The sequence below is a fragment of the Prochlorococcus marinus XMU1406 genome, from assembly GCF_017696055.1.
GTDB lineage: Bacteria > Cyanobacteriota > Cyanobacteriia > PCC-6307 > Cyanobiaceae > Prochlorococcus_A > Prochlorococcus_A marinus_W.
The window spans coordinates 367,557-388,384 of the sequence record NZ_JAAORG010000003.1 but is presented as its reverse complement, the minus strand read 5'-3'; the positions used below and the strand labels follow the sequence as shown (position 1 = coordinate 388,384).

Genomic DNA, 20,828 nt, shown 5'->3' with positions numbered 1-20,828 from the left:
TAGGGAATTTTTTGCGAAATCCAATTCTTTACAAGTTATACCTGCATCATGAAAAAACCACCCGACAGATATGACTACAAAAGGATGAATTAATCATTAAAACTTTCAATTATTTCTTTGGTTGAATAAATCCCAATGAATGGAGCTGTAAATTCTTGAATAACGCCTGTACTTTTTCCTAAAAAACTATTTTTAACAGATATTAGATCTCCTTCTTTTACAAAAGGATTCCTTCTAGAACCTCTTTTTGCTCTAGCAGAATAAGAAATATTTTTCTTTAAAACCGTCCCATCTTTGTTATACCTTATCAAAACAATTTTTCCTGATAAAGGTCTTATTGGTCCAGTCAAATCAATTGCATCTGATAAGGTAGCCTCTAGGGGTAATTTTATACTTCCAGGATTTTCGACTCTACCAAATATATCTACTGTTATAAATCTTGGAGAAAGACCGCTTAGGATTGATTTTGGGATGATATCTAATGAGGCTGATGCGAGCTTTGGTAAAAATATTCTATCTCCGTCAAATAATCTAATATCGTTAGTAGGATCACTTTCATTTATAAAAGAAGTAAAATCGACTACTGCTCTTTGTTTCCCACCTCCTTTCCCAATGGGAATATCTCTTATTATTTCGATGCGAGACAAATCAGTTTTAGAAGTTATTCCTCCAGCTTTTCTAAGTACATTAGAAATAGTGGTGAAATTTTCGGATGGTCTTTTTATTTGGAAATTTTGCCTTGCAGTATTATTCTGTGGATTTTGATTTAAAGATCTATTAGATTCCCTTCTATTCAATTGCCCTTTAGTCATATTATCGCCATAAATTTCTTTTGAAATAGATTCTTCAGCATCATTTTTTATTTCTCCTTTTTGAGAAGTATCATCTTCTATATTTTCTATTGCAAGAAACTCTCCAGAACTAAAACCTGGGAATTTATAGATTCCAGGATTTCTGATTTCGCCTGATACTAAGATTCTTTGAGGTTTAAAGCTAGCTATTCTAATTTCTACTTCTGTATAAATATTTTCCGAATTTAAATATTTTTTACTTAATAAATTAGATATCTCACTTGTTGTTAACCCCCTAACGTAAGTTTCTTTAAGGAGTGGGAGCATAAGCTCTCCTTCGTTATTAATTGAATATATTCCAGAATCCATAAATCTAAATTGATTTATTCTTATTTCCATATCAGTAAATTTTAAATATTTTTCATATTTTTTCTCAAGTAGATCTTTTGCTTGGTAAATATTTAGTCCTTTTACATATACTGAACCTAATTCAGGTAAATATATTTCTCCCTCTTGATCAATGGGATATTGGCGATTAAATTCAGGAATATAGGTAAATTTAATATCTAGGACATCGCCCTCATCTAATTTATAATTGCTCAAATCATTTCTAGGGTTTAAATAGGATATATTTTCTGGATCATATTCCAATTCAATTAATCCTATACCTCTTGGTTTATTTTTAAATTCAATTAAAAGAGAATCTCCAGTATCAACAATATAATCTTCTAATTCATTTTTTGGATTTAAATAATTAATATCAATCTCAGTTCTATTTTTTGCATTTTTCAGAATTAGTTCAATAGTTTCGGAATCAAGATTGAGGTCTTCTAATTTACTTCTTGAATCTAAATTATCTATTGCGAGCTCTTCATTACTATTCAAAGTTGCATTATTATTGCCTGCCTCGACGAGGTCAAATATAAAAACAGATATCAAAACATTAAAAATAAAAAGAAATTTCAAATTACTTTTATATCTAAGTAATTTGAAAATTTTTCCAGGAATATTGATTTGAACTTTCAAAAACAAAAATTAACTAGTTTTAGTCTACTATTTTATTAGAACTCTAGCTATCTAGCTAATTGAGATTGTAAGCTTTACTTCAACTAACCATAAATATAAAGAATATCTAAATTAGAGCAATCGTAAAAAAAATTTAGTTTTTTTGATTTCTTTCCTATTGGGCGAATGTTAGTCTCCATAAATCTTTGAAATTAGAGGGTTAAATTGCAGTAAAAACATAGAGGGTAGGATTCAGGGTAGGAAATCTTCCTTTTTTCTTTTTTATGCTTCCATATAGTTCCATATACTTCCATTTAGATTCACTCTAAACTCATCCCTCTCCGTAATTAATTAAGAAATTTTTTAATTAATACTTGTTTTAAAACAAGTCAAGATTAATATCTTTTAGGTCATAAATAGAATTTAAAATCAAGTCAGCTCCTGCATTTCTAAGACTTGTTTCGTAAGAATTACGTTCTTTTAATCGAGAATTTAAATGTAAATGAGGGGGAGCTATGCCGATACTTATGAATTTCTGAGATGGTATTTCTTTTCTGGCATTTATAACTGTATTTATATCTGCAATAGTATCTCCTACGTATGCAATAGGAATATTTGATTCGCCGAGTTTATTTGCTAGAAGCTTTTTTGATAAGTTAATAAAACCTTTAGGATCAGGCTTGTCAGGGGCATCTCCCATAGAAATTAATGGTGGCGATTTTAGTCCAAGTCTTTTTTCTAAAACAAATTTTGCAGAAGCAGACTCTGCACCACTTACAAAACCCCAAATTATTCCATTGCCTTGAATTAAATCAAAAAACTTTTTATCAACTAATAACTCCTCATTTGTTATGTATCCAGACCAATATTTACTATCTTTGTTTGGATCTCCACCAAAGTAAAGCTCTCCAAAACATTTTACTATTTCTTCTCTTGAAGGGATTTTAAGGTTTAAGTTCTCTTTTTTTATTCTTCTTTTTATAAGCTCTAAACTTAAATCCCAATCATTATTCCATATCCCCTCATTTTTTGCATTATCAATATCTAAATAACTTGGCTCCCATCCAGAAAATTTGTAAACTGTTTTTTTTAATGAAAGCCTATAACTATTTTCTACGCTCCGGATTACCCCATCTATATCAAACAAAATTAAACAAATATTTTTCAATTAATTTTCTTAATTCTTTTATAAAAGATTAGTATTCTTATCAGAAAAAAGCAAAAAAGATATTTTCTCCTTAATAATGAATTATCTAAACTTAATTTTGTAAATATCCTCTTGGAGTAAGAAATATTTCATCTATTAACGTGGTTTGAGAATTACCAATAATAATTATTGATAACATATCAATTTCTTCAAAAGGAATTGTGTTTAAAGTGGAAAAGTTTTTAGATTGATTTTCTCTCCCTACCTGTCTAGCTATTAAAACGGGAGTATCCCCTTTCCTGGTTTTTAAACATAGATCAATTGTACTTTTTAGCTGCCAATTTCTTTCAATGGATTGAGGATTAAATAAAGCTATTACAAAATCACCCATAAGAGCTCCTTCAATTCTTTTTTTTATTAAAGACCATGGAGTTAATTTATCGCTTAAGCTTATTGAACAAAAGTCATTCATTAGTGGAGCACCACTAATCGCAGCGGCTAATTGCACACTACTTATACCTGGATGTACGTTAAAGTAAGGTCTATATTCTTTGTTGATTTTTTGAAGCAATTCTAAAAGTAAACCAGCCATGCCATAAAATCCAGACTCACCTGAAGAAATTAAAGCCACTTTTATTCCTTCCTCGGCTAGTTTAATTGCTTTACTACACCTCTCTTTTTCTTCAGTAAGTTTACTTTCAATTAAAACTTGGTCACTCCTTTTTAAGGGCTTAATTAAATCTAAATACATTTTGTATCCGATCCAAACAGTACATCTTGAAAGTGCTTTTTTTGCATTACTGGTTAAGAAGGAGATATCGCCAGGCCCACTTCCAATAATATGTATTTCGCCATTGGTTGGATTATATTGATTTTTTGATTCTGCTACAGCGATAGTTACTGCCCCAGATTGATTTTTAAAAATTCTTTTTTCTTTTAATAATTTTGATTCTTCTCCTGCTGCTAGTAAGCAAGAGGCTTCTGCTACGGAAGGTGTGCCAATTTCCTTTTGCACGACTTTTGATGGATTTGGAACAATTATTGTTGAAAGATCTTCTTTACTAAAAAACTTTATAGGCAAGTTTTTTTCTTCAGAAAGTTCTAAAATTCCTTTCTCATCTTTTTTAATATCAATAGTTGCAAATCCCGCAATTGATTGCTGTGATAAATTTCCTGACTTCAAAAAATTATTTAAAGAATTTGCTATTAATTCTTTGCTTGTATTTCTTTCACATCCTATGCCAATCCATAATACGGGAGGATGCCAATTTCTTTGATTATTTTCGAATATACTCACATGAAATGTTGAATCTGGTTTTTCAATTTCTTTTTCATTAATTTGATTAATAATCTCCCCTGATTTTGAAGTTTTCCATAAGCTATTACCAGATAATTGTTTGCAAAATATTTCTTCGTTCTTAGCTTGTTTAATTACTAGTTTTGACCAATCCTTTATGTTGCCAGATCTTTTCCAACCCCATTGATCCCCAAATGCATCAAGATTTAAGAAGCTTTGATCATTGGAATTATTAGTTTCTATTATTTCGCCACCAAGTAAATTAGCAATTTGACATGCAATATTTTGTGTATTTGACTGATGTAAGCCAATTAAAGGAATTATTTTAGAACATTTTTTATCTATAACGATTACACCTGGATCTTGATCTTTAGAGGTTAAAAAAGAATTTATTATGCGTATTGATGCAGCAATTGAGCCTATAAAAATTATTAAATCTATCTCCTGCCATTTTTTAAGTAAGATTTCTCTAGGTTTTTGTACTTCAATAAGTTCATTTTTCTCTCCATCATCTTTTGAAGAACCTGCAATATATATATCTTTGACAAATTCGGTTTTTTTAAGCCTTTTTAAAATTTCTTTTGAATTATTAGATAGACCTATAGCAATTCCTTTCAAATCAGAAATTATTGATAGTTATGTTGAAATTATATCCTGTCGCTGGATTTAAAAAATTTTCTTTGAAATATAAAAAAAAATTTAAGAAATTTACATAAAATTTGAGTAAAAATACTCATAATTGTGTCATAGACTAGAATTTAACAAAATATTCATATAGTAACAATCATTAGAACATTTGTTACGTTAATGCATAACGAAAGAATCTTTGCCTTATTATTTTTGAAACGAATATTTAAAGTTCCGAAGCATTCGTTTTCTTGAACATTATTATTTAAAAATAGTTTCAAGATCCGATCAATCGGCTTTAATGTCAATTATTTTCGAGGTGCTAGATGACCATCAGCCCACCAGAAAGTGGAGAAAAAAACAAAAAAGTTTTGGAGGATCCTGTTAAGGCCGATCCAAGACCTATTGATTTTGCCAAATTAGATAAGCCAGGTTTCTGGTCAAGTAAATTATCTAAAGGTCCAAAAACTACAACTTGGATCTGGAATTTGCATGCTGATGCACATGATTTCGATGTGCATACAGGCGATGCTGAAGAAGCAACAAGAAAAATCTTTTCAGCTCATTTTGGACATCTTGCAGTTATTTTCATATGGATGAGTGCTGCATTTTTCCATGGAGCAAGATTTTCTAATTATTCAGGTTGGTTAGCTGATCCAACTCATGTCAAACCCGGAGCTCAGCAAGTATGGGCAATTGTTGGTCAAGAAATGCTTAATGCTGATCTTGGTGCTAACTACAACGGTATTCAAATCAGTTCAGGAATATTCCATATGTGGCGAGCATGGGGAATTACCAATGAGAGTGAACTGATGGCTTTAGCAATAGGTGCTGTAGTAATGGCTGCACTTATGCTTCATGCTGGAATTTTTCATTATCACAAAGCAGCTCCAAAAATGGAGTGGTTCCAAGATATTGAGTCTATGCTTAACCATCATATAGCTGGTTTAGTAGGACTAGGTTCTTTAGCATGGGCTGGTCATTGTATTCATATCGGAGCTCCTACTGCAGCTCTCTTAGATGCCATTGACGCAGGCTCTCCTTTAGTCATCAATGGTAAAGAAATAGCAACTATTGCAGATATGCCTATGCCGCATCAACTCTGTGATCCTCAAATTATCGGTCAGATATTTCCAGGATTAGCAAGTGGTACAGGTAATTTCTTCAGTTTAAACTGGTTAGCTTTCTCAGATTTCCTTACTTTCAAAGGTGGACTTAACCCTGTGACAGGAAGCTTATGGATGACTGATGTTTCACATCATCATTTAGCTTTTGGCGTTATAGCAATTATTGGTGGTCATATGTACAGAACCAATTACGGTATTGGTCATAGTATGAAAGAAATATTAGATTCACAGCAAGGAGACCCAATATTATTCCCTGCTCCTAAAGGTCATCAAGGTCTTTTTGAGTTCATGGCAGAAAGTAGACATGCCCAGCTTGCGGTAAACCTAGCAATGCTTGGATCAATAAGTATACTTGTATCTCATCACATGTATGCGATGCCTCCATATCCATACATAGCTACTGACTACATGACAGTTCTTGGATTATTTACTCATCACATGTGGATAGGTGGATTATTCATAGTAGGTGCAGGCGCGCATGCAGGAATTGCAATGGTTAGAGACTACGATCCAGCAAAACATATTGATAATGTATTAGACAGAATCCTTAAAGCAAGAGATGCCTTAATCAGTCATTTGAACTGGGTATGTATGTGGTTAGGATTCCATAGTTTTGGACTCTATATTCACAACGATACTATGAGAGCTTTGGGTAGACCCCAAGATATGTTTAGTGATTCTGCAATCCAACTTCAGCCAATTTTTGCTCAATGGGTACAGAACATCCAAGCATCTGCTGTGGGAACTTCTCTTTTAGCAGGTACTGCTGAAGCTTTACCTCACAAAGCTTTAAGCGAAGTTTTTAATGGAAGTTTAGTAGAGGTTGGTGGAAAGGTTGCTATAGCTCCAATTCCATTAGGTACAGCTGATTTAATGATTCATCATATTCATGCTTTCCAAATTCACGTAACTGTTTTGATACTTCTCAAAGGAGTACTTTACGCAAGAAGTTCAAGGTTGATCCCTGATAAAGCTTCTTTAGGGTTTAGATTCCCTTGTGATGGACCTGGAAGAGGTGGTACATGTCAAGTTTCTTCATGGGATCACGTGTTCTTGGCTCTTTTCTGGATGTATAACTGTTTATCAATAGTTATTTTCCACTTCTCTTGGAAAATGCAGAGTGATGTTTGGGGACTTACTGGAGGTAATTTCGCACAAAGCGCCATTACTATTAATGGTTGGTTAAGAGATTTCCTTTGGGCGCAAGCTTCTCAAGTATTAACAAGTTATGGCCAATCCATAAGCATGTACGGTTTGATGTTCTTAGGAGCTCACTTCATATGGGCATTTAGTTTAATGTTCCTCTTTAGTGGACGTGGATATTGGCAAGAATTATTTGAATCAATTGTTTGGGCGCATAACAAACTTAAAGTTGCTCCAACCATTCAACCAAGAGCTTTATCTATCACTCAGGGTAGAGCAGTAGGTGTAACACACTTCCTTGTCGGTGGTATTGCTACCACATGGGCTTTCTTCCATGCTCGCCTTTTCGGCCTGGGCTAACTACCTGAACTTCACCTTTTTAATTCAATGGCAACAAAATTTCCATCATTTAACCAGGGTCTAGCTCAGGACCCTACAACCCGACGAATATGGTACGGAATAGCTACCGCTCATGACTTTGAAAGTCATGATGGTATGACCGAAGAAAAGCTTTATCAGAAGCTTTTCTCTACGCATTTTGGTCATCTAGCAATAATCGCCCTCTGGGTAGCTGGTAACTTATTTCATATTGCTTGGCAAGGTAACTTCGAGCAGTTTGTACTTGATCCAACTCACGTTCGTCCTATTGCTCATGCTATTTGGGATCCTCATTTTGGATCTGGTATCACAGAAGCAATGACACAAGCTGGAGCTAATGGTCCAGTAAACATAGCTTACTCAGGCCTCTACCATTGGTGGTACACAATTGGAATGAGAACTAATGAGCAACTCTTCCAAGCTTCAATTTTCATGAGTATTTTGGCTTGTTGGACTCTATTTGCTGGTTGGTTACACTTACAGCCAAAATTCAGACCTTCTCTTGCTTGGTTTAAAAATGCAGAGTCAAGATTAAATCATCATTTAGCTGTCTTATTTGGTTTTAGTAGTATCGCTTGGACAGGTCATTTGGTTCATGTTGCTATACCTGAATCAAGAGGACAGCATGTAGGTTGGGATAACTGGTTAACAGTGCTTCCACACCCTGCAGGATTAGCTCCTTTCTTTACTTTAAACTGGGGAGCTTATGCCCAAAATCCTGATTCTTTAGATCAAGTATTTGGAACAGCTGAAGGAGCTGGAACAGCAATCTTTACTTTTTTAGGTGGTCTTCATCCTCAAAGCGAAGCATTATGGCTTACCGATATTGCGCATCACCATATTGCGATTGGTACAGTTTTTGTAATTGCAGGTCATATGTATAGAAATACTTTTGGTATTGGTCATAGCCTCAAAGAAATTACAGAAGCTCATAATACAAGACACCCTAATGATCCTCATAAAGGTAGTTTCGGAATTAACCATGATGGAATATATGAAACTGTAAATAATTCATTACATTTCCAACTTGGACTAGCATTAGCATCACTTGGTGTAGCAACTTCTCTTGTAGCGCAACATATGGGTGCACTTCCCTCTTACGCTTTTATTGCGAGGGATTACACTACACAATCTGCTTTATATAGTCATCATCAGTACATAGCAATGTTCTTGATGGTTGGTGCATTTGCACATGGAGCCATTTTCTTTGTAAGAGATTACGATCCAGAATTAAATAAAGATAATGTATTGGCAAGAGTTCTTGGGACAAAGGAAGCTTTAATAAGTCATCTTAGCTGGGTAACAATGTTGCTAGGATTCCATACTCTTGGAATTTATGTTCATAACGACGTTGTTGTAGCTTTTGGTAATCCTGAAAAGCAAATTCTAATTGAGCCAGTATTTGCTCAATTTGTTCAAGCTGCTCAAGGTAAGATGATGTATGGCTTCAATGCTCTATTGTCTGATCCTACAAGTTCAGCAACTCTCGCTGCTAATTCATTACCAGGTAATCATTACTGGATGGATTTGATAAATAGACAAGATGCATTAAGTGCTTTCTTACCTATTGGTCCTGCAGATTTCTTAGTTCACCATGCTATCGCTTTAGGTCTTCATACAACCGCTTTAATTCTTATCAAAGGTGCACTTGATGCTAGAGGAACAAAATTAATTCCTGACAAGAAAGATTTAGGTTATGCATTCCCTTGTGATGGACCTGGACGTGGAGGTACTTGTGATAGTTCATCTTGGGATGCTATGTACTTAGCTATGTTCTGGGCATTAAATTTACTAGCATGGGTAACTTTCTACTGGCATTGGAAACACCTAGCAATATGGCAGGGCAATGTAGCACAATTTAATGAATCAGGAACTTATCTAATGGGTTGGTTTAGAGATTATCTCTGGTTAAACTCTGCTCAACTTATTAACGGATATAATCCATTTGGAGTAAACTCTTTATCTCCTTGGGCTTGGATGTTCCTATTCGGTCACTTAGTTTGGGCTACTGGTTTCATGTTCCTAATATCATGGCGTGGTTATTGGCAAGAATTAATTGAAACATTAGTTTGGGCACATCAGCGTACTCCAATAGCTAATCTTGTTGGCTGGAGAGACAAGCCAGTTGCACTGTCAATTGTTCAAGCTAGATTAGTTGGACTAGCACATTTCACGATTGGAAACATTCTTACATTCGGTGCATTTGTTATTGCATCAACTTCAGGTAAGTTTGGTTAAATTTTTCTTAAATAATCTAAATCACCACATTTGTGGTGATTTTTTTTTGTTTAATTTTAATGTTCTAAATTAAGTTAAAATTATATAAATAATATCAAATATAAATGTTAGATATAAAACAATTAATTTCTATTATTATCCCTGTTTACAACGAAAGTGAGAGTATTGGTTTTTTATTGGATGAAGTTATAAATGTAATGTCATTTCATGAATTAAGTTTTGAATTGATTGTTGTCAATGATGGTTCTAAAGATAATACTTATCAAGTATTGAAAGAATTAACTCTCAAAATTAAAGAATTGTCAGTAATTTCCCTTCGAAAAAATTATGGGCAAACTGCAGCAATGTCAGCTGGCTTTGATTATTCTAAAGGTGATATTATCATTACTTTGGATGGTGATTTACAGAATGATCCAAATGATATTCCTAAATTAATTTCCGAAATTAATGATGGGTATGATTTAATTTGTGGGTGGAGGTTTGATAGAAAAGATAAATTAATTAATAGAAAGATACCATCAAAAATAGCGAATAAATTAATAGCTCACGTAACAGGTTTGAAGTTGCATGACTACGGATGCTCATTAAAAGCTTTTAAGAAAGAAATAATAGATGATATTAAGTTGTATGGTGAACTTCACAGGTTTCTGCCCGTTTTAGCAAATATTGAAGGTGCAAGAATCAAAGAAATTAAAGTAAATCATAGAAGCAGGCAATATGGATCTAGTAAATATGGAATTGATAGAACTTTTAGAGTTTTAATGGATTTACTAACTGTTTGGTTTATGACTAAATTTTTAACAAGACCAATGTATGGATTTGGTTTTGTTGGAATTATAAGTATTTTCATAAGCCTTGCGATGAGTTCTTATTTGATAGGTTTAAAAATAATGGGTGAGGATATTGGAAATCGTCCATTGCTAATGTTTGCATTAATATTAGGAATTGCTGGTGTTCAATTATTTAGCTTTGGATTATTGAGCGAACTTTTAATTAGGACTTATCATGAAAGTCAAAGTCGTCCAATTTACAGAATTAGATCAATAAGCAGTACTAATAAAAATTGATTGTTTACTTGAACTTTCTTATTAATAAAGCTGAAATTTCAACGACTTCAGGAGAAATATCTCTTAGGCCTTTTCGTAAAATTGGTAATGTTGATTTATCAGCCAATTCTTCCGCAATTTTTAATGCCTTTAATTTATTTTCTGTACTACCCTGAAAAAGACTAAACATTTTATTTCTTTGAGAATTTTTATAAAATACTGAGTACTTTTTTTCTTCGTCATCTAATAAAAAACTATTTTTATTAGATGAAAATTTATTATTTTTATTTAATTTTATAGAATATAAACTGCTTTTATTTATTAACTTTTTAAATCTTCTTTTTTTAAAAACTAGAAGTAATATTCCTATAAAAATAATAAGTACAATTGCGAAAAAATTTATCATGTAAAAAGTTAATAATTTTTATATCATCCAGTAATAAAATTAACACTATTTCGCAGATAAATACTAAAGTGTTTAAAGATGTTTAAAGAACTATGCCATCTGATTTACCAAGCCTTTTACCCTCAATTTTTGTTCCATTAATTGGTATAGCAATGCCTGCTGTTTTTATCGTATTGATTGGAAGATTAATTACAGCAACTGAATAAATTATCAAACACTAAATTTTTAAAAAAATGAGCGACTTTCAAAAATCTTTCTCAGAATCAACAAGTTCTATTAAGTTTGATGAGAAATACATAGATACTTCTGTAAAACCAAATGATATTGGCGTAGCAGAACAATGGGCAGTAAAAACAGTTGCTGATCCTTTTGTTGGCAATTTAGCTACTCCAGTTAATAGTGGTTATTTTACAAAAGCCTTTATAAATAATTTACCTTTTTACAGAGAAGGTATTTCCCCTAATTTTAGAGGTTTAGAAACTGGAGCAGCTTTTGGATATCTTCTTTACGGACCTTTCACAATGACTGGCCCATTAAGAAATTCTGAATTTGCTTTAACTGCTGGACTTCTAGCTACTATTGGAGCTGTTCATATTTTGACAGCACTTTTTGTTCTATACAATGCACCCGGTAAAGCACCTAATGTGCAACCTCCAGATGCGACTGTTAATAATCCTCCAAAGGACTTATTTACAAGAGCTGGTTGGGCTGATTTTACAAGTGGATTTTGGTTAGGAGGCTGTGGAGGAGCTGTTTTTGCTTGGTTACTTGTTGGGACATTACACTTAGATACCATAATGCCAATCATTAAAAATATTTGGACTGCTGGTTAATTCTTAATTCCTAAAGAAAGAATAAGTAATATTTTAAATTAAACGGTGAGCTCTACTCACTAACGTATTGTTCTGTCCCATCTATAACTTCTAACTACTCTTCCTGCGGAAATTAGTTTCGATTTATAATGCAATGAGATTTTATCATTAGTCTGTTTTAGGGTATCTAATCCTATTCCATTTCTTCCGAAATCCTTTCCTGAGCAATGGTAATAGTATCCATTTCCTTTGTAGATTCCAATATGATCACATTTTTCTTCATTCCCAAAAAATAAAAGATCGCCTGGTTGAAGAGCTGCATAAGATTCGTTGAAATAAAAAAGGTGTTTACAAAAACTTTTTATTTGATAAGAGTCTCGTGGTATATAAATATGATGTTTTAAAAAAGCGGTCTGAATTAACCCGGAACAATCAAAGTTGGGCCCTAATGTGCCTCCCCATAGGTATTCATTAGTTAACTCAGATTGATCCTTGATCCATTTTAAAATTGATTTAACTTTATCTTTTATAAAGAAGTGTTCTTTTTTTGTATCTTCAGTTTTTCCCAATTCGTATTTCTCAATAATTAATCCATCTAAATTTATCCAACATACGTAACCATCTTCATATAGTTGAACTAGTATTCTTGAAAATTTATGGTTATGTTGATAAATGTTTGGATAAAGTAGCTTAAAAATTCTATTTTTAAATATTTCAGTCACTAATTTATCTTCTGTTTCATTTTGATATCCAGAAATATTAACTTTTAATTTCCACCAAATAGTTTTTGAAAAATTAGTTTGTTTAAATAGTGAGATAGGCTTTTTATAATTTTCCATACAATGTCCTTTTACTATTTAAGTAAAGAGATGGGTCTAGCCTTAAATAATATTTTAGGTAAAGCATGCTCTTATAATAAAGATTTTTCAAGAGAAGATATTGCCATAACTTGGATTAATTATAAAAGCGATAATAAAAGTGTATATAAAGGTTTTGGAGCTGGTATTAATAATAAAAAAATGGTTTACCCTGCCAGCATAGTCAAGTTGGTTTATAGCCTTGCTGCATATTATTGGGTTAAAAAAGGTAGTTTATTTTTATCAGACGAACTTAATGATGCTGTAAGTAAAATGTTATCTTTCTCGAGTAATAATGCAACAAGCTTCTTAATTGATTTACTTACTGGAACAACAAGTGGACCTTGTATTGAAGGCGAATTATGGGAAAATTGGAAATATCAAAGAAACATAATAAACGATTGGCTACATGATTTAAAATGGGAGGAATTGCGTGGGATAAATTGCTGTCAGAAGACCTGGGATGATGGCCCATTTGGTCGTGAAAAAGAATTTTATGGACATGATAATAAAAATAGAAACGCTATGAATTCTGATTCAGCTGCAAGGGTTTTGGAGGAAATTATGATTCATATTAACTATAAAAAAAACGACTTGAATTTACGAAGTTTTTTAAAAAGAAATTTAAATAAAGTTGTGCTTACAAACGATTCTCTTAATCAAATAGATGGTTTTTTGGGTGAAGGATTACCAGAAAACATTAATCTTTGGAGTAAAGCAGGCTTAATGTCTGAAGTTAGACATGATTCAGCTTGGTGGACTAATAGTCAATCACTACACACTTTGTTAGTTGTTTTTTGTAATGGAGAAAAATATGCTAAAGATACTTCATTCTTACCCTTAATAGCCAAAGAAGTATATGAATTTAATAAGAGTTATAAAATTAAAGGCTAAAGTGCATCGTCTAAGTAATTAGAATCTAATTCATTAGTATAGGCTTCATAAGGTAACATCATTACCTCTTTAATATTTAAATCATTCATAATCCACTCTCTATATTCTGCTAACAAACTTTTTCTATCTTCATTATTTAATTCATAAATACGCAATGCTGTATCTTTAAAGTTTTCTTTAATTAAATTTTCAATTTCTTTCTTCTTCATTTTATATTAATTCTCCTTCCATAATCACTCTTCTTATTGTTGACAATGCAATTCCTGTTTGTGATCTGATTGATCGATACGAATATCCCTCATTACGCAATCTGATTACTAAAGACTCTTTTAAAGGACTAATTTTGGGCCTTCCTCCCAGATTATTTCCAGATAATTTTCTGCGTAATAGTTTTTCTTTTTTTCTTTCAACTAAACTTTTCTCTTCTAAATTATCTAATTCATATAAAATCTTAAAAATTGAAGAATTTGCTTTAGAGGATTGATTATCAGCAAAAAAACCAGCCAAAGTTTGCAATTTAATATCCTTACTAATAAGTTTATTTATTGTCCGCAAACATTCTTTTTTATTTTTAAATGCTCGATCAAGCTGAGTCATTATTAATTGATCGCCTTCAGATAAACAATTTATAGCTTGATTGAGTTGGGGTTTGATTTCTTCATCTAAACTTATAAATTCCGAGAAAACTAAACTACAACCCTTTTCCTTTAAAAATTTTATTTGCTCTTCTAAATATTCATATTCATTATTAGTAGCTCTAGCATAACCTATTGCTTTAGAGCTTTTATATTTTTCGGATAGTAAAAGACGCTTTCTTTTAAATTTAAAACTCAATGTTTTATTAGATATATTTTTTACTGTATCAATAAATAAATAAAAAAACACTTTTTAGTACAAAAAATTCTTAATATAAAAACTTTTTAGTTAATTATGATGCAATTAATATGTTCTGATATCTGTGTTAAAAATAACGTTCTTAATACTGTTTCAATTTAAGTTGATGAAACAAAAATATTATGTAACTAGTACATTTAATTGGTATGTTTTTAATTATCGATGGACTACTTGAATTTATTTATTTTTTTACTTCTATTAAATAGACTTCATTTTTAAAATTATTAATAGTTAATTCAAATTGTTTTTAGTAAAATAAGTTTACAGGCCAGAAACATTTAAATTGACTAATAATTCTAATAGTTTAATTTCAAAACCTGATTGGTTAAGAGTAAAAGCTCCTCAAGTTGAGAGAATTGGGAATACTGCAAATTTGTTAAATGATTTAAATCTCAATACTGTATGTCAAGAAGCAAGCTGTCCAAATATTGGTGAATGTTTTGCTAGTGGAACAGCCACTTTCCTAATAATGGGCCCTGGCTGTACTAGGGCATGTCCATATTGCGATATTGATTTTGATAGATCTAAAAGAGAACTAGATCCAACAGAACCATATCGTTTAGCTGAAGCCGTTTATAGAATGAACCTCAAACATGTTGTAATCACATCAGTCAATAGAGACGATCTTGAGGATGGTGGCGCATCTCAATTCTTTGAATGTGTTTATCAAGTAAGAAAAAAATCTCCTGAAACTTCCATTGAGCTTTTAATTCCTGATTTTTGTGGCAACTGGAAAGCTCTTGAAAAAGTTCTTGATTCAAATCCAAACGTTTTAAATCACAATATTGAGACTGTACCTTCACTATATAAAAAAGTAAGACCTCAGGGTAAATATGATAGAACTCTTGAGTTACTTAAAAGAACCAGAGAATATTCTTCAAAAGTTTATACAAAGTCAGGCTTTATGCTTGGTTTAGGGGAAAAAGATGAGGAGGTCTTAAGTCTTCTTAAGGATTTAAAAAGTAATTTCGTTGATATTGTTACTATTGGCCAATATTTATCTCCTGGCCCTAAGCATTTACCTGTTCAAAGATTTGTGAGTCCCTCAAAATTTAATTACTTTAAAGTTTTCGGGGAAAAAGATTTGGACTTTATGCAAGTAGTTAGTTCTCCTTTAACTCGAAGTAGTTACCATGCTGAAGAGATTCAAAAACTTATGAAAAAGTATCCAAGATAGTTTTTTCATTTAGTTCGAATCTACCCACTCATTTAATTTCCATTCAACAAGATTATTCTTAATCATTGGATCATTCTTAATTATTTTTAGTGCATTTTTATAATTATTCATTTCAAGAATGAGTAATCCTCCGTCACCTGGCCTATTTAATTCATCTACTAAAAAACCACTTTTTATATTAATTCCCTCTTTTTTTAATTTTTTTATCCAATCAATATGTTCTTTAATTATTTTTCGTTTTAAATCATTGTTAATTAAATATTCTTTTTTTATAATTTCAGTCTTTACAAAGAAAGGCATTTACATTTTCTTTATGCCAAGCATCTCTTCTTCGCTTGGAGGAACAATTAATTTGAAATTACTTTTAAAATTAGACCAATTTTTAATTATTTCGGCAGCCTTTAAGCTATTTGTTTTTGCTCGATATTCTCTAATAATTTCCAATAAAATATCTTCCTGCTTTGATGAAGTTATTTTATGAATGCTAACTATTTCTTTATTAACTTTATTACTTAAATCATTATTCTCATCGATTATAAAAGCTATTCCACCAGTCATGCCAGCACCAATATTCCTTCCAGTGGAACCTAGAATCACTACTTTCCCGCCAGTCATGTATTCACAACAATGATCACCTGCTCCTTCTGTTACTGCTATTGCACCACTATTTCTTACTGCAAATCTTTCTCCCGATTTTCCTAATGCAAATAATTTCCCACCTGTAGCTCCGTAAAGGCAAGTATTTCCCAGTATGACTTGTTCAGAGGAGATTTTATCTATTTTTGGTGGAATTATTGTGAGAATTCCTCCATTCATTCCTTTACAGACATAATCATTAGCTTCTCCGATTAATTGAACATTCATTCCCTTCAATAAAAAGGCACCAAAGCTTTGTCCTGCATACCCTTTGAAATTTAAGTTGAGTTCGCCATTGAAGCCTGTGTTTCCATGAAGTTCTGCAATTTCGCCTGATATTTTCGCACAAACACTTCTATCTGTATTTTTTATCTCAATTTCTTTTGTTAATTTTTCGTGATTTTTAATTGAATCTATAAATTCAGTATCAGACAAAAACTTGTCTTCTAGTACAGAACCATTACTATGGGCATTTTTTGAATGTTTTAACCATGATCTGTCAGTGGTTGAGTGTTCATTATTTACTAAAGAAGAAAGATCGATATTAGAAGTTTTTGGAAGACCGATATTTCTTGCAGAAAGAAATTCTTGATTACCAATCAGTTCTTCCAAATTAGAAACACCAATACTACTCATTATCTGTCTTACTTCTTCAGCAATATACAAGAAAAAATTGACAACATTTTCTGGAATACCTTTAAATCTTTTTCTTAATTCTTCTTTTTGAGTTGCAACTCCAACAGGACACTTGTTTGTATGACAAACCCGAGCCATTATGCATCCTTCAGCAATCATCGCTACAGAACCGAAACCGTATTCTTGAGCGCCTAGTAAAGCTGCAATAACCACATCCCAGCCTGTTTTCAGACCTCCATCAGTTCTTAAAATGACTCGTTCTCGTAAGTTATTTTCTAATAGAGATTTATGAACCTCAGCAACACCTAGTTCCCATGGTAAACCTGCATGTTTAATAGAACTTAAGGGTGAAGCACCTGTACCTCCGTCATGGCCTGAAATTTGAATTACATCTGCATTAGCTTTGCTTACTCCAGCCGCAATAGTGCCTATACCAATTTCAGAAACAAGTTTAACGCTCACTTTCGCTTTTGGATGAACTTGGTGTAAGTCATGGATAAGTTGAGCTAAATCTTCAATTGAATAAATATCATGATGCGGAGGAGGAGATATTAGAGCTACTCCAGGTTTACTATTTCTTAGTTTTGCGATGTAGGAATCAACTTTGGGACCAGGCAATTGTCCCCCTTCTCCAGGTTTTGCACCTTGAGCCATTTTAATTTCGAGTTGTTTCCCACTTCTTAGATATTCAGGTGTAACTCCAAATCTACCTGATGCTATTTGTTTAATAGCTGAGCATGCGGTGTCTCCATTTTCTAGACCTTTAATAAATGGCAACGTCGCAGATTGGGTATTTTCATCGATATCATTTAAAACATTAAAACGAGCTGGATCTTCTCCCCCCTCTCCGCTATTACTTTTCCCACCGATTCTATTCATCGCAACTGCTAATACTTCATGTGCTTCTCTTGATAAAGCACCCAAACTCATACCTCCAGTACAGAACCTTTTACAAATTGATTCAACACTTTCAACTTCCTCTAATGGAATGCTTTTTCTTTTTGAATTAATTGTTAGTAAATCTCTTAGAGATGTAGTGGGTCTATTACTAATGAGTTTTTTGTAAGTTTCAAAATGATCGTATCCTGGTCCTTGTTTTACAGCTGAATGTAAAACTTTGGACATCTCAGGATTATTTGAGTGATATTCTCCATTATTTCTATATTGTACAAATCCTAAAAATTCTAATTTTTTTAAATCGATCTCTGGATAGGCCTTCGTATGTATCGAAAGTGTTTCATTAGTTAATTCTTTTAAGGTTATGCCAGCGATACGGCTTGTTGTACCATCAAAAGCAATTTTTATTAAGTCAGATCCAAGGCCTACAGCTTCAAAAATTTGTGCGCCATGGTAACTAGATAAAAGTGAGATACCAATTTTCGAAAGAATTTTTCTTAGACCGTCTTCTAGAGCTTTTTTAATATTTTCTTGAACATCAATTATTGATAATGGATTTATTTTTTTGCTATCAATGAGTTTTTGTGTTTTTGGATGTTTTAACCAGTGCCTTCCCGCTTCGAAAGTCAACCAAGGGCAAACTGCACTCGCGCCATAACCAATCAAACAAGCCAAGTGATGAGTGCTCCAACATTGACCAGTTTCAATAATTAGAGAAGCTTTTAGCCTTATTTCTTTTTTTAAAAGATAATGATGAACTGCCCCAACAGCAAGTAAAGGAGGAATAAAAGTTTTTTTAGGATTAATTCCCTTGTCAGAAATGATAATTAAAGAGCAACCTTCTTTTATAGAGAGCTCACTCTGTTCGCAAATTGCTTTCAATTGGTTTTCTAAGCCTTGGATACCTTCCTCTATATCAAACAAACTTGAAATTGTTTGAGATTTAATTTTTGAGTTTTTAATGGAAATGATTTCTTCTTCATTCAGAATTGGACTTTTTAAATGAACAAAAGGTTTAGGATCTTTAATCTCAAATGGTGTACATCTTTCTCCAATATGCATCTCTAAACTCATTACAAGTTTTTCTCTCAGAGGGTCGATAGGAGGATTTGTAACTTGCGCAAATCTTTGCTTGAAATAGTCATATAAAATATGTGGTTTTGAAGAAAGCACTGCTAATGGAATATCATCTCCCATGCAATAAGTTGGCTCTTTAGCTAATGAAGCCATTGAATCCAATATAAGATCATTATCTTCTGCTGAAAAACCGTACGCAGTTTGTTGTTGTAACAACTCAAGGTCCTTTAGTTTGCAGTCTTTGAGCCATTCAATATTTTTAATTTTTATAGTTCTCTTACTAAGGAGATTTTTATAATCATGCCTTTGAGCTGCTTCTGATTTGACTTCCCAATTTCGGAGGATTCTATTCTGATGAAAATCAACCGCTAACATTTGTCCAGGTCCTAATCGACCTTTCTCTATTACTCTTTCCTCTTCAATTTCTACTACTCCTGTTTCTGAACCCATTATTACAAAACCATCATTTGTGATTGAATATCTTGCTGGTCTGAGACCGTTTCTATCAAGCGTTGCTCCTACAAAATTTCCATCTGCAAATACAAGAAGGGCAGGACCATCCCAAGCTTCCTGTGAGCTCGCTGAATACTCATAAAATGCTTTAATATCCTCCCTTTGAGTAAGTTCTGGCTGATCTCTAAATGCTTCAGGAACAAGTTTTAATAATGAATCAGTTATTGGTTGGCCTGAGCGAATATTAATCTCAAGGGTTGCATCAAGATTTGATGAATCGCTTTTATTAACATCTACAATCGGCTTTAGTTCATTAGATAAATCTCCCCAAAAATCATCTATATGTGTTTCTGAAGCTTTAGCCCAATTGATATTACCTAAGAGGGTATTTATTTCACCATTATGACCTAAAAATCTCATGGGTTGAGCTAGCGGCCATTTTGGAAGTGTATTGGTACTAAATCTCCGATGATAAACAGAAAATGAGACCTCAAAACTCTTTTCTTTTAGATCTTGATAAAACTCAGATAATATTTCAGAACGCACCATTCCTTTGTAAACAACTGTTTGAGAACTTAGCGAGGCAAAATAAAATTCACAATCCCCAACATGGTTTTTAAAACTATCTCTTATTTTTTTTTCAATTCTTTTTCTTAGTTGGAATAAAATTCTCTCAATATCCTGATGGTTTTTTTTATCTATTAATAAAATCCACTGACAGATGAATGGAGCATTTGCTTTGGCTAAAGGACCTAAGATTTCATTATTAACAGGTACTGTTCTCCAAGATGTTTTGTTGATTCTTAATTTTTCTGCTTCCTCCTCGCATATTGATTTACATTCTTCAATTTTCTCTTTTTTATTAGGCATAAAAATCATACCTAAACCTTTATCAAAGTCTTTTTTATTTTCAAAATTAACTTCTTTTTCTAAGTAATTCCATGGGATTGAACACAAAATGCCCGCCCCATCTCCTGAGTCACTATCCCCTCCACAACCTCCTCTATGCTCCATGCAATTAAGGCCTTTGAGGGATTGTTTTAAGATCCAGTTGCTTTCTATCCCATTAATATTTGCTATGAAACCAACTCCACACGCATCTTTTTCACCAATTATTCCATTTGGGGAATAACTATCTTGATATGGCCCAACGATTCTTTTGATACTCTCTCCCATGGATTATTTAATTCTATATAAGTTATTTATGTATTCCTATTATAAAAATAAATACGAAAATAAATCTAAAGATAATGAATATTTACCAAAGAATTTTAATTTCACAAATTTTTA

Annotated in this window: 16 protein-coding genes; 7 read left to right on the top strand and 9 right to left on the bottom strand. The window is 32.5% G+C overall.

What is annotated here, in order from left to right; translation table 11 throughout:
* Positions 1-89 precede the first annotated feature (89 nt).
* The 3 genes from HA149_RS08490 to cobJ all read right to left on the bottom strand — a co-directional run bounded on the left by HA149_RS08490 (position 90) and on the right by cobJ (position 4,858).
* Positions 90-1,817 carry a polysaccharide biosynthesis/export family protein gene (locus tag HA149_RS08490; RefSeq protein WP_245154722.1) on the bottom strand — a complete coding sequence of 576 codons (1,728 nt, stop codon included), beginning with the start codon at positions 1,815-1,817 and terminating at the stop codon, positions 90-92.
* Between the two features lie 358 nt (positions 1,818-2,175).
* On the bottom strand, positions 2,176-2,964 hold the full coding sequence (locus HA149_RS08485) for a TIGR01548 family HAD-type hydrolase (protein WP_209114837.1): 789 nt from the start codon (positions 2,962-2,964) through the stop codon (positions 2,176-2,178).
* A gap of 91 nt (positions 2,965-3,055) precedes the next feature.
* Positions 3,056-4,858: a precorrin-3B C(17)-methyltransferase gene (gene cobJ / locus HA149_RS08480; protein ID WP_209114835.1), complete on the bottom strand. Its 1,803-nt coding sequence runs from the start codon at positions 4,856-4,858 to the stop codon at positions 3,056-3,058.
* 335 nt (positions 4,859-5,193) lie between these two features.
* On the opposite strand from cobJ, the gene psaA reads away from it, so the two are divergent.
* The 3 genes from psaA to HA149_RS08465 all read left to right on the top strand — a co-directional run bounded on the left by psaA (position 5,194) and on the right by HA149_RS08465 (position 10,820).
* Positions 5,194-7,497 carry a photosystem I core protein PsaA gene (psaA, locus tag HA149_RS08475; RefSeq protein ID WP_209114833.1) on the top strand — a complete coding sequence of 768 codons (2,304 nt, stop codon included), beginning with the start codon at positions 5,194-5,196 and terminating at the stop codon, positions 7,495-7,497.
* A 27-nt stretch (positions 7,498-7,524) separates the two neighbouring features.
* A complete protein-coding gene (gene psaB / locus HA149_RS08470; RefSeq protein ID WP_025923584.1) occupies positions 7,525-9,753 on the top strand; it encodes a photosystem I core protein PsaB in 2,229 nt (742 codons plus the stop codon).
* Positions 9,754-9,857: 104 nt separating this feature from the next.
* The gene (locus HA149_RS08465; protein WP_209114830.1) at positions 9,858-10,820 is read left to right on the top strand and encodes a glycosyltransferase family 2 protein; all 963 of its coding nucleotides are present in this window, start codon (positions 9,858-9,860) and stop codon (positions 10,818-10,820) included.
* Between the two features lie 4 nt (positions 10,821-10,824).
* Here HA149_RS08465 and HA149_RS08460 read toward each other — a convergent pair whose 3' ends face one another.
* A complete protein-coding gene (locus HA149_RS08460) occupies positions 10,825-11,205 on the bottom strand; it encodes an annexin (RefSeq protein ID WP_209114828.1) in 381 nt (126 codons plus the stop codon).
* A gap of 92 nt (positions 11,206-11,297) precedes the next feature.
* Here HA149_RS08460 and HA149_RS08455 point away from each other — a divergent pair, with 92 nt between their 5' ends.
* Positions 11,298-11,411 carry a photosystem I reaction center subunit VIII gene (locus tag HA149_RS08455; RefSeq protein ID WP_011863629.1) on the top strand — a complete coding sequence of 38 codons (114 nt, stop codon included), beginning with the start codon at positions 11,298-11,300 and terminating at the stop codon, positions 11,409-11,411.
* Positions 11,412-11,438: 27 nt separating this feature from the next.
* Complete coding sequence (locus HA149_RS08450) at positions 11,439-12,038, top strand: photosystem I reaction center protein subunit XI (RefSeq protein WP_209114826.1); 600 nt, start codon at positions 11,439-11,441, stop codon at positions 12,036-12,038.
* 59 nt (positions 12,039-12,097) lie between these two features.
* Here HA149_RS08450 and HA149_RS08445 read toward each other — a convergent pair whose 3' ends face one another.
* Entirely contained in the window at positions 12,098-12,856 is a 759-nt protein-coding gene (locus tag HA149_RS08445; RefSeq protein WP_209114824.1) for a C40 family peptidase, read from the bottom strand.
* Between the two features lie 3 nt (positions 12,857-12,859).
* Here HA149_RS08445 and HA149_RS08440 point away from each other — a divergent pair, with 3 nt between their 5' ends.
* A complete protein-coding gene (locus tag HA149_RS08440) occupies positions 12,860-13,768 on the top strand; it encodes a serine hydrolase (RefSeq protein ID WP_209114822.1) in 909 nt (302 codons plus the stop codon).
* On the opposite strand, the gene HA149_RS08435 is transcribed toward HA149_RS08440, so the two are convergent.
* The gene (locus HA149_RS08435; RefSeq protein WP_209114820.1) at positions 13,765-13,977 is read right to left on the bottom strand and encodes a hypothetical protein; all 213 of its coding nucleotides are present in this window, start codon (positions 13,975-13,977) and stop codon (positions 13,765-13,767) included. The genes HA149_RS08440 and HA149_RS08435 overlap by 4 nt on opposite strands.
* A 1-nt stretch (position 13,978) precedes the next feature.
* Positions 13,979-14,653 carry a recombinase family protein gene (locus HA149_RS08430; protein WP_209114818.1) on the bottom strand — a complete coding sequence of 225 codons (675 nt, stop codon included), beginning with the start codon at positions 14,651-14,653 and terminating at the stop codon, positions 13,979-13,981.
* A gap of 292 nt (positions 14,654-14,945) precedes the next feature.
* Between HA149_RS08430 and lipA the strand changes: the two genes are divergently transcribed.
* The gene (lipA, locus tag HA149_RS08425; protein ID WP_209114816.1) at positions 14,946-15,839 is read left to right on the top strand and encodes a lipoyl synthase; all 894 of its coding nucleotides are present in this window, start codon (positions 14,946-14,948) and stop codon (positions 15,837-15,839) included.
* A gap of 9 nt (positions 15,840-15,848) precedes the next feature.
* Here lipA and HA149_RS08420 read toward each other — a convergent pair whose 3' ends face one another.
* A complete protein-coding gene (locus tag HA149_RS08420) occupies positions 15,849-16,139 on the bottom strand; it encodes a YciI family protein (protein WP_209114814.1) in 291 nt (96 codons plus the stop codon).
* Positions 16,140-20,714 carry a glutamate synthase large subunit gene (gene gltB, locus HA149_RS08415; RefSeq protein ID WP_209114812.1) on the bottom strand — a complete coding sequence of 1,525 codons (4,575 nt, stop codon included), beginning with the start codon at positions 20,712-20,714 and terminating at the stop codon, positions 16,140-16,142. It lies immediately after the preceding gene.
* Between the last annotated feature and the right edge of the window lie 114 nt (positions 20,715-20,828).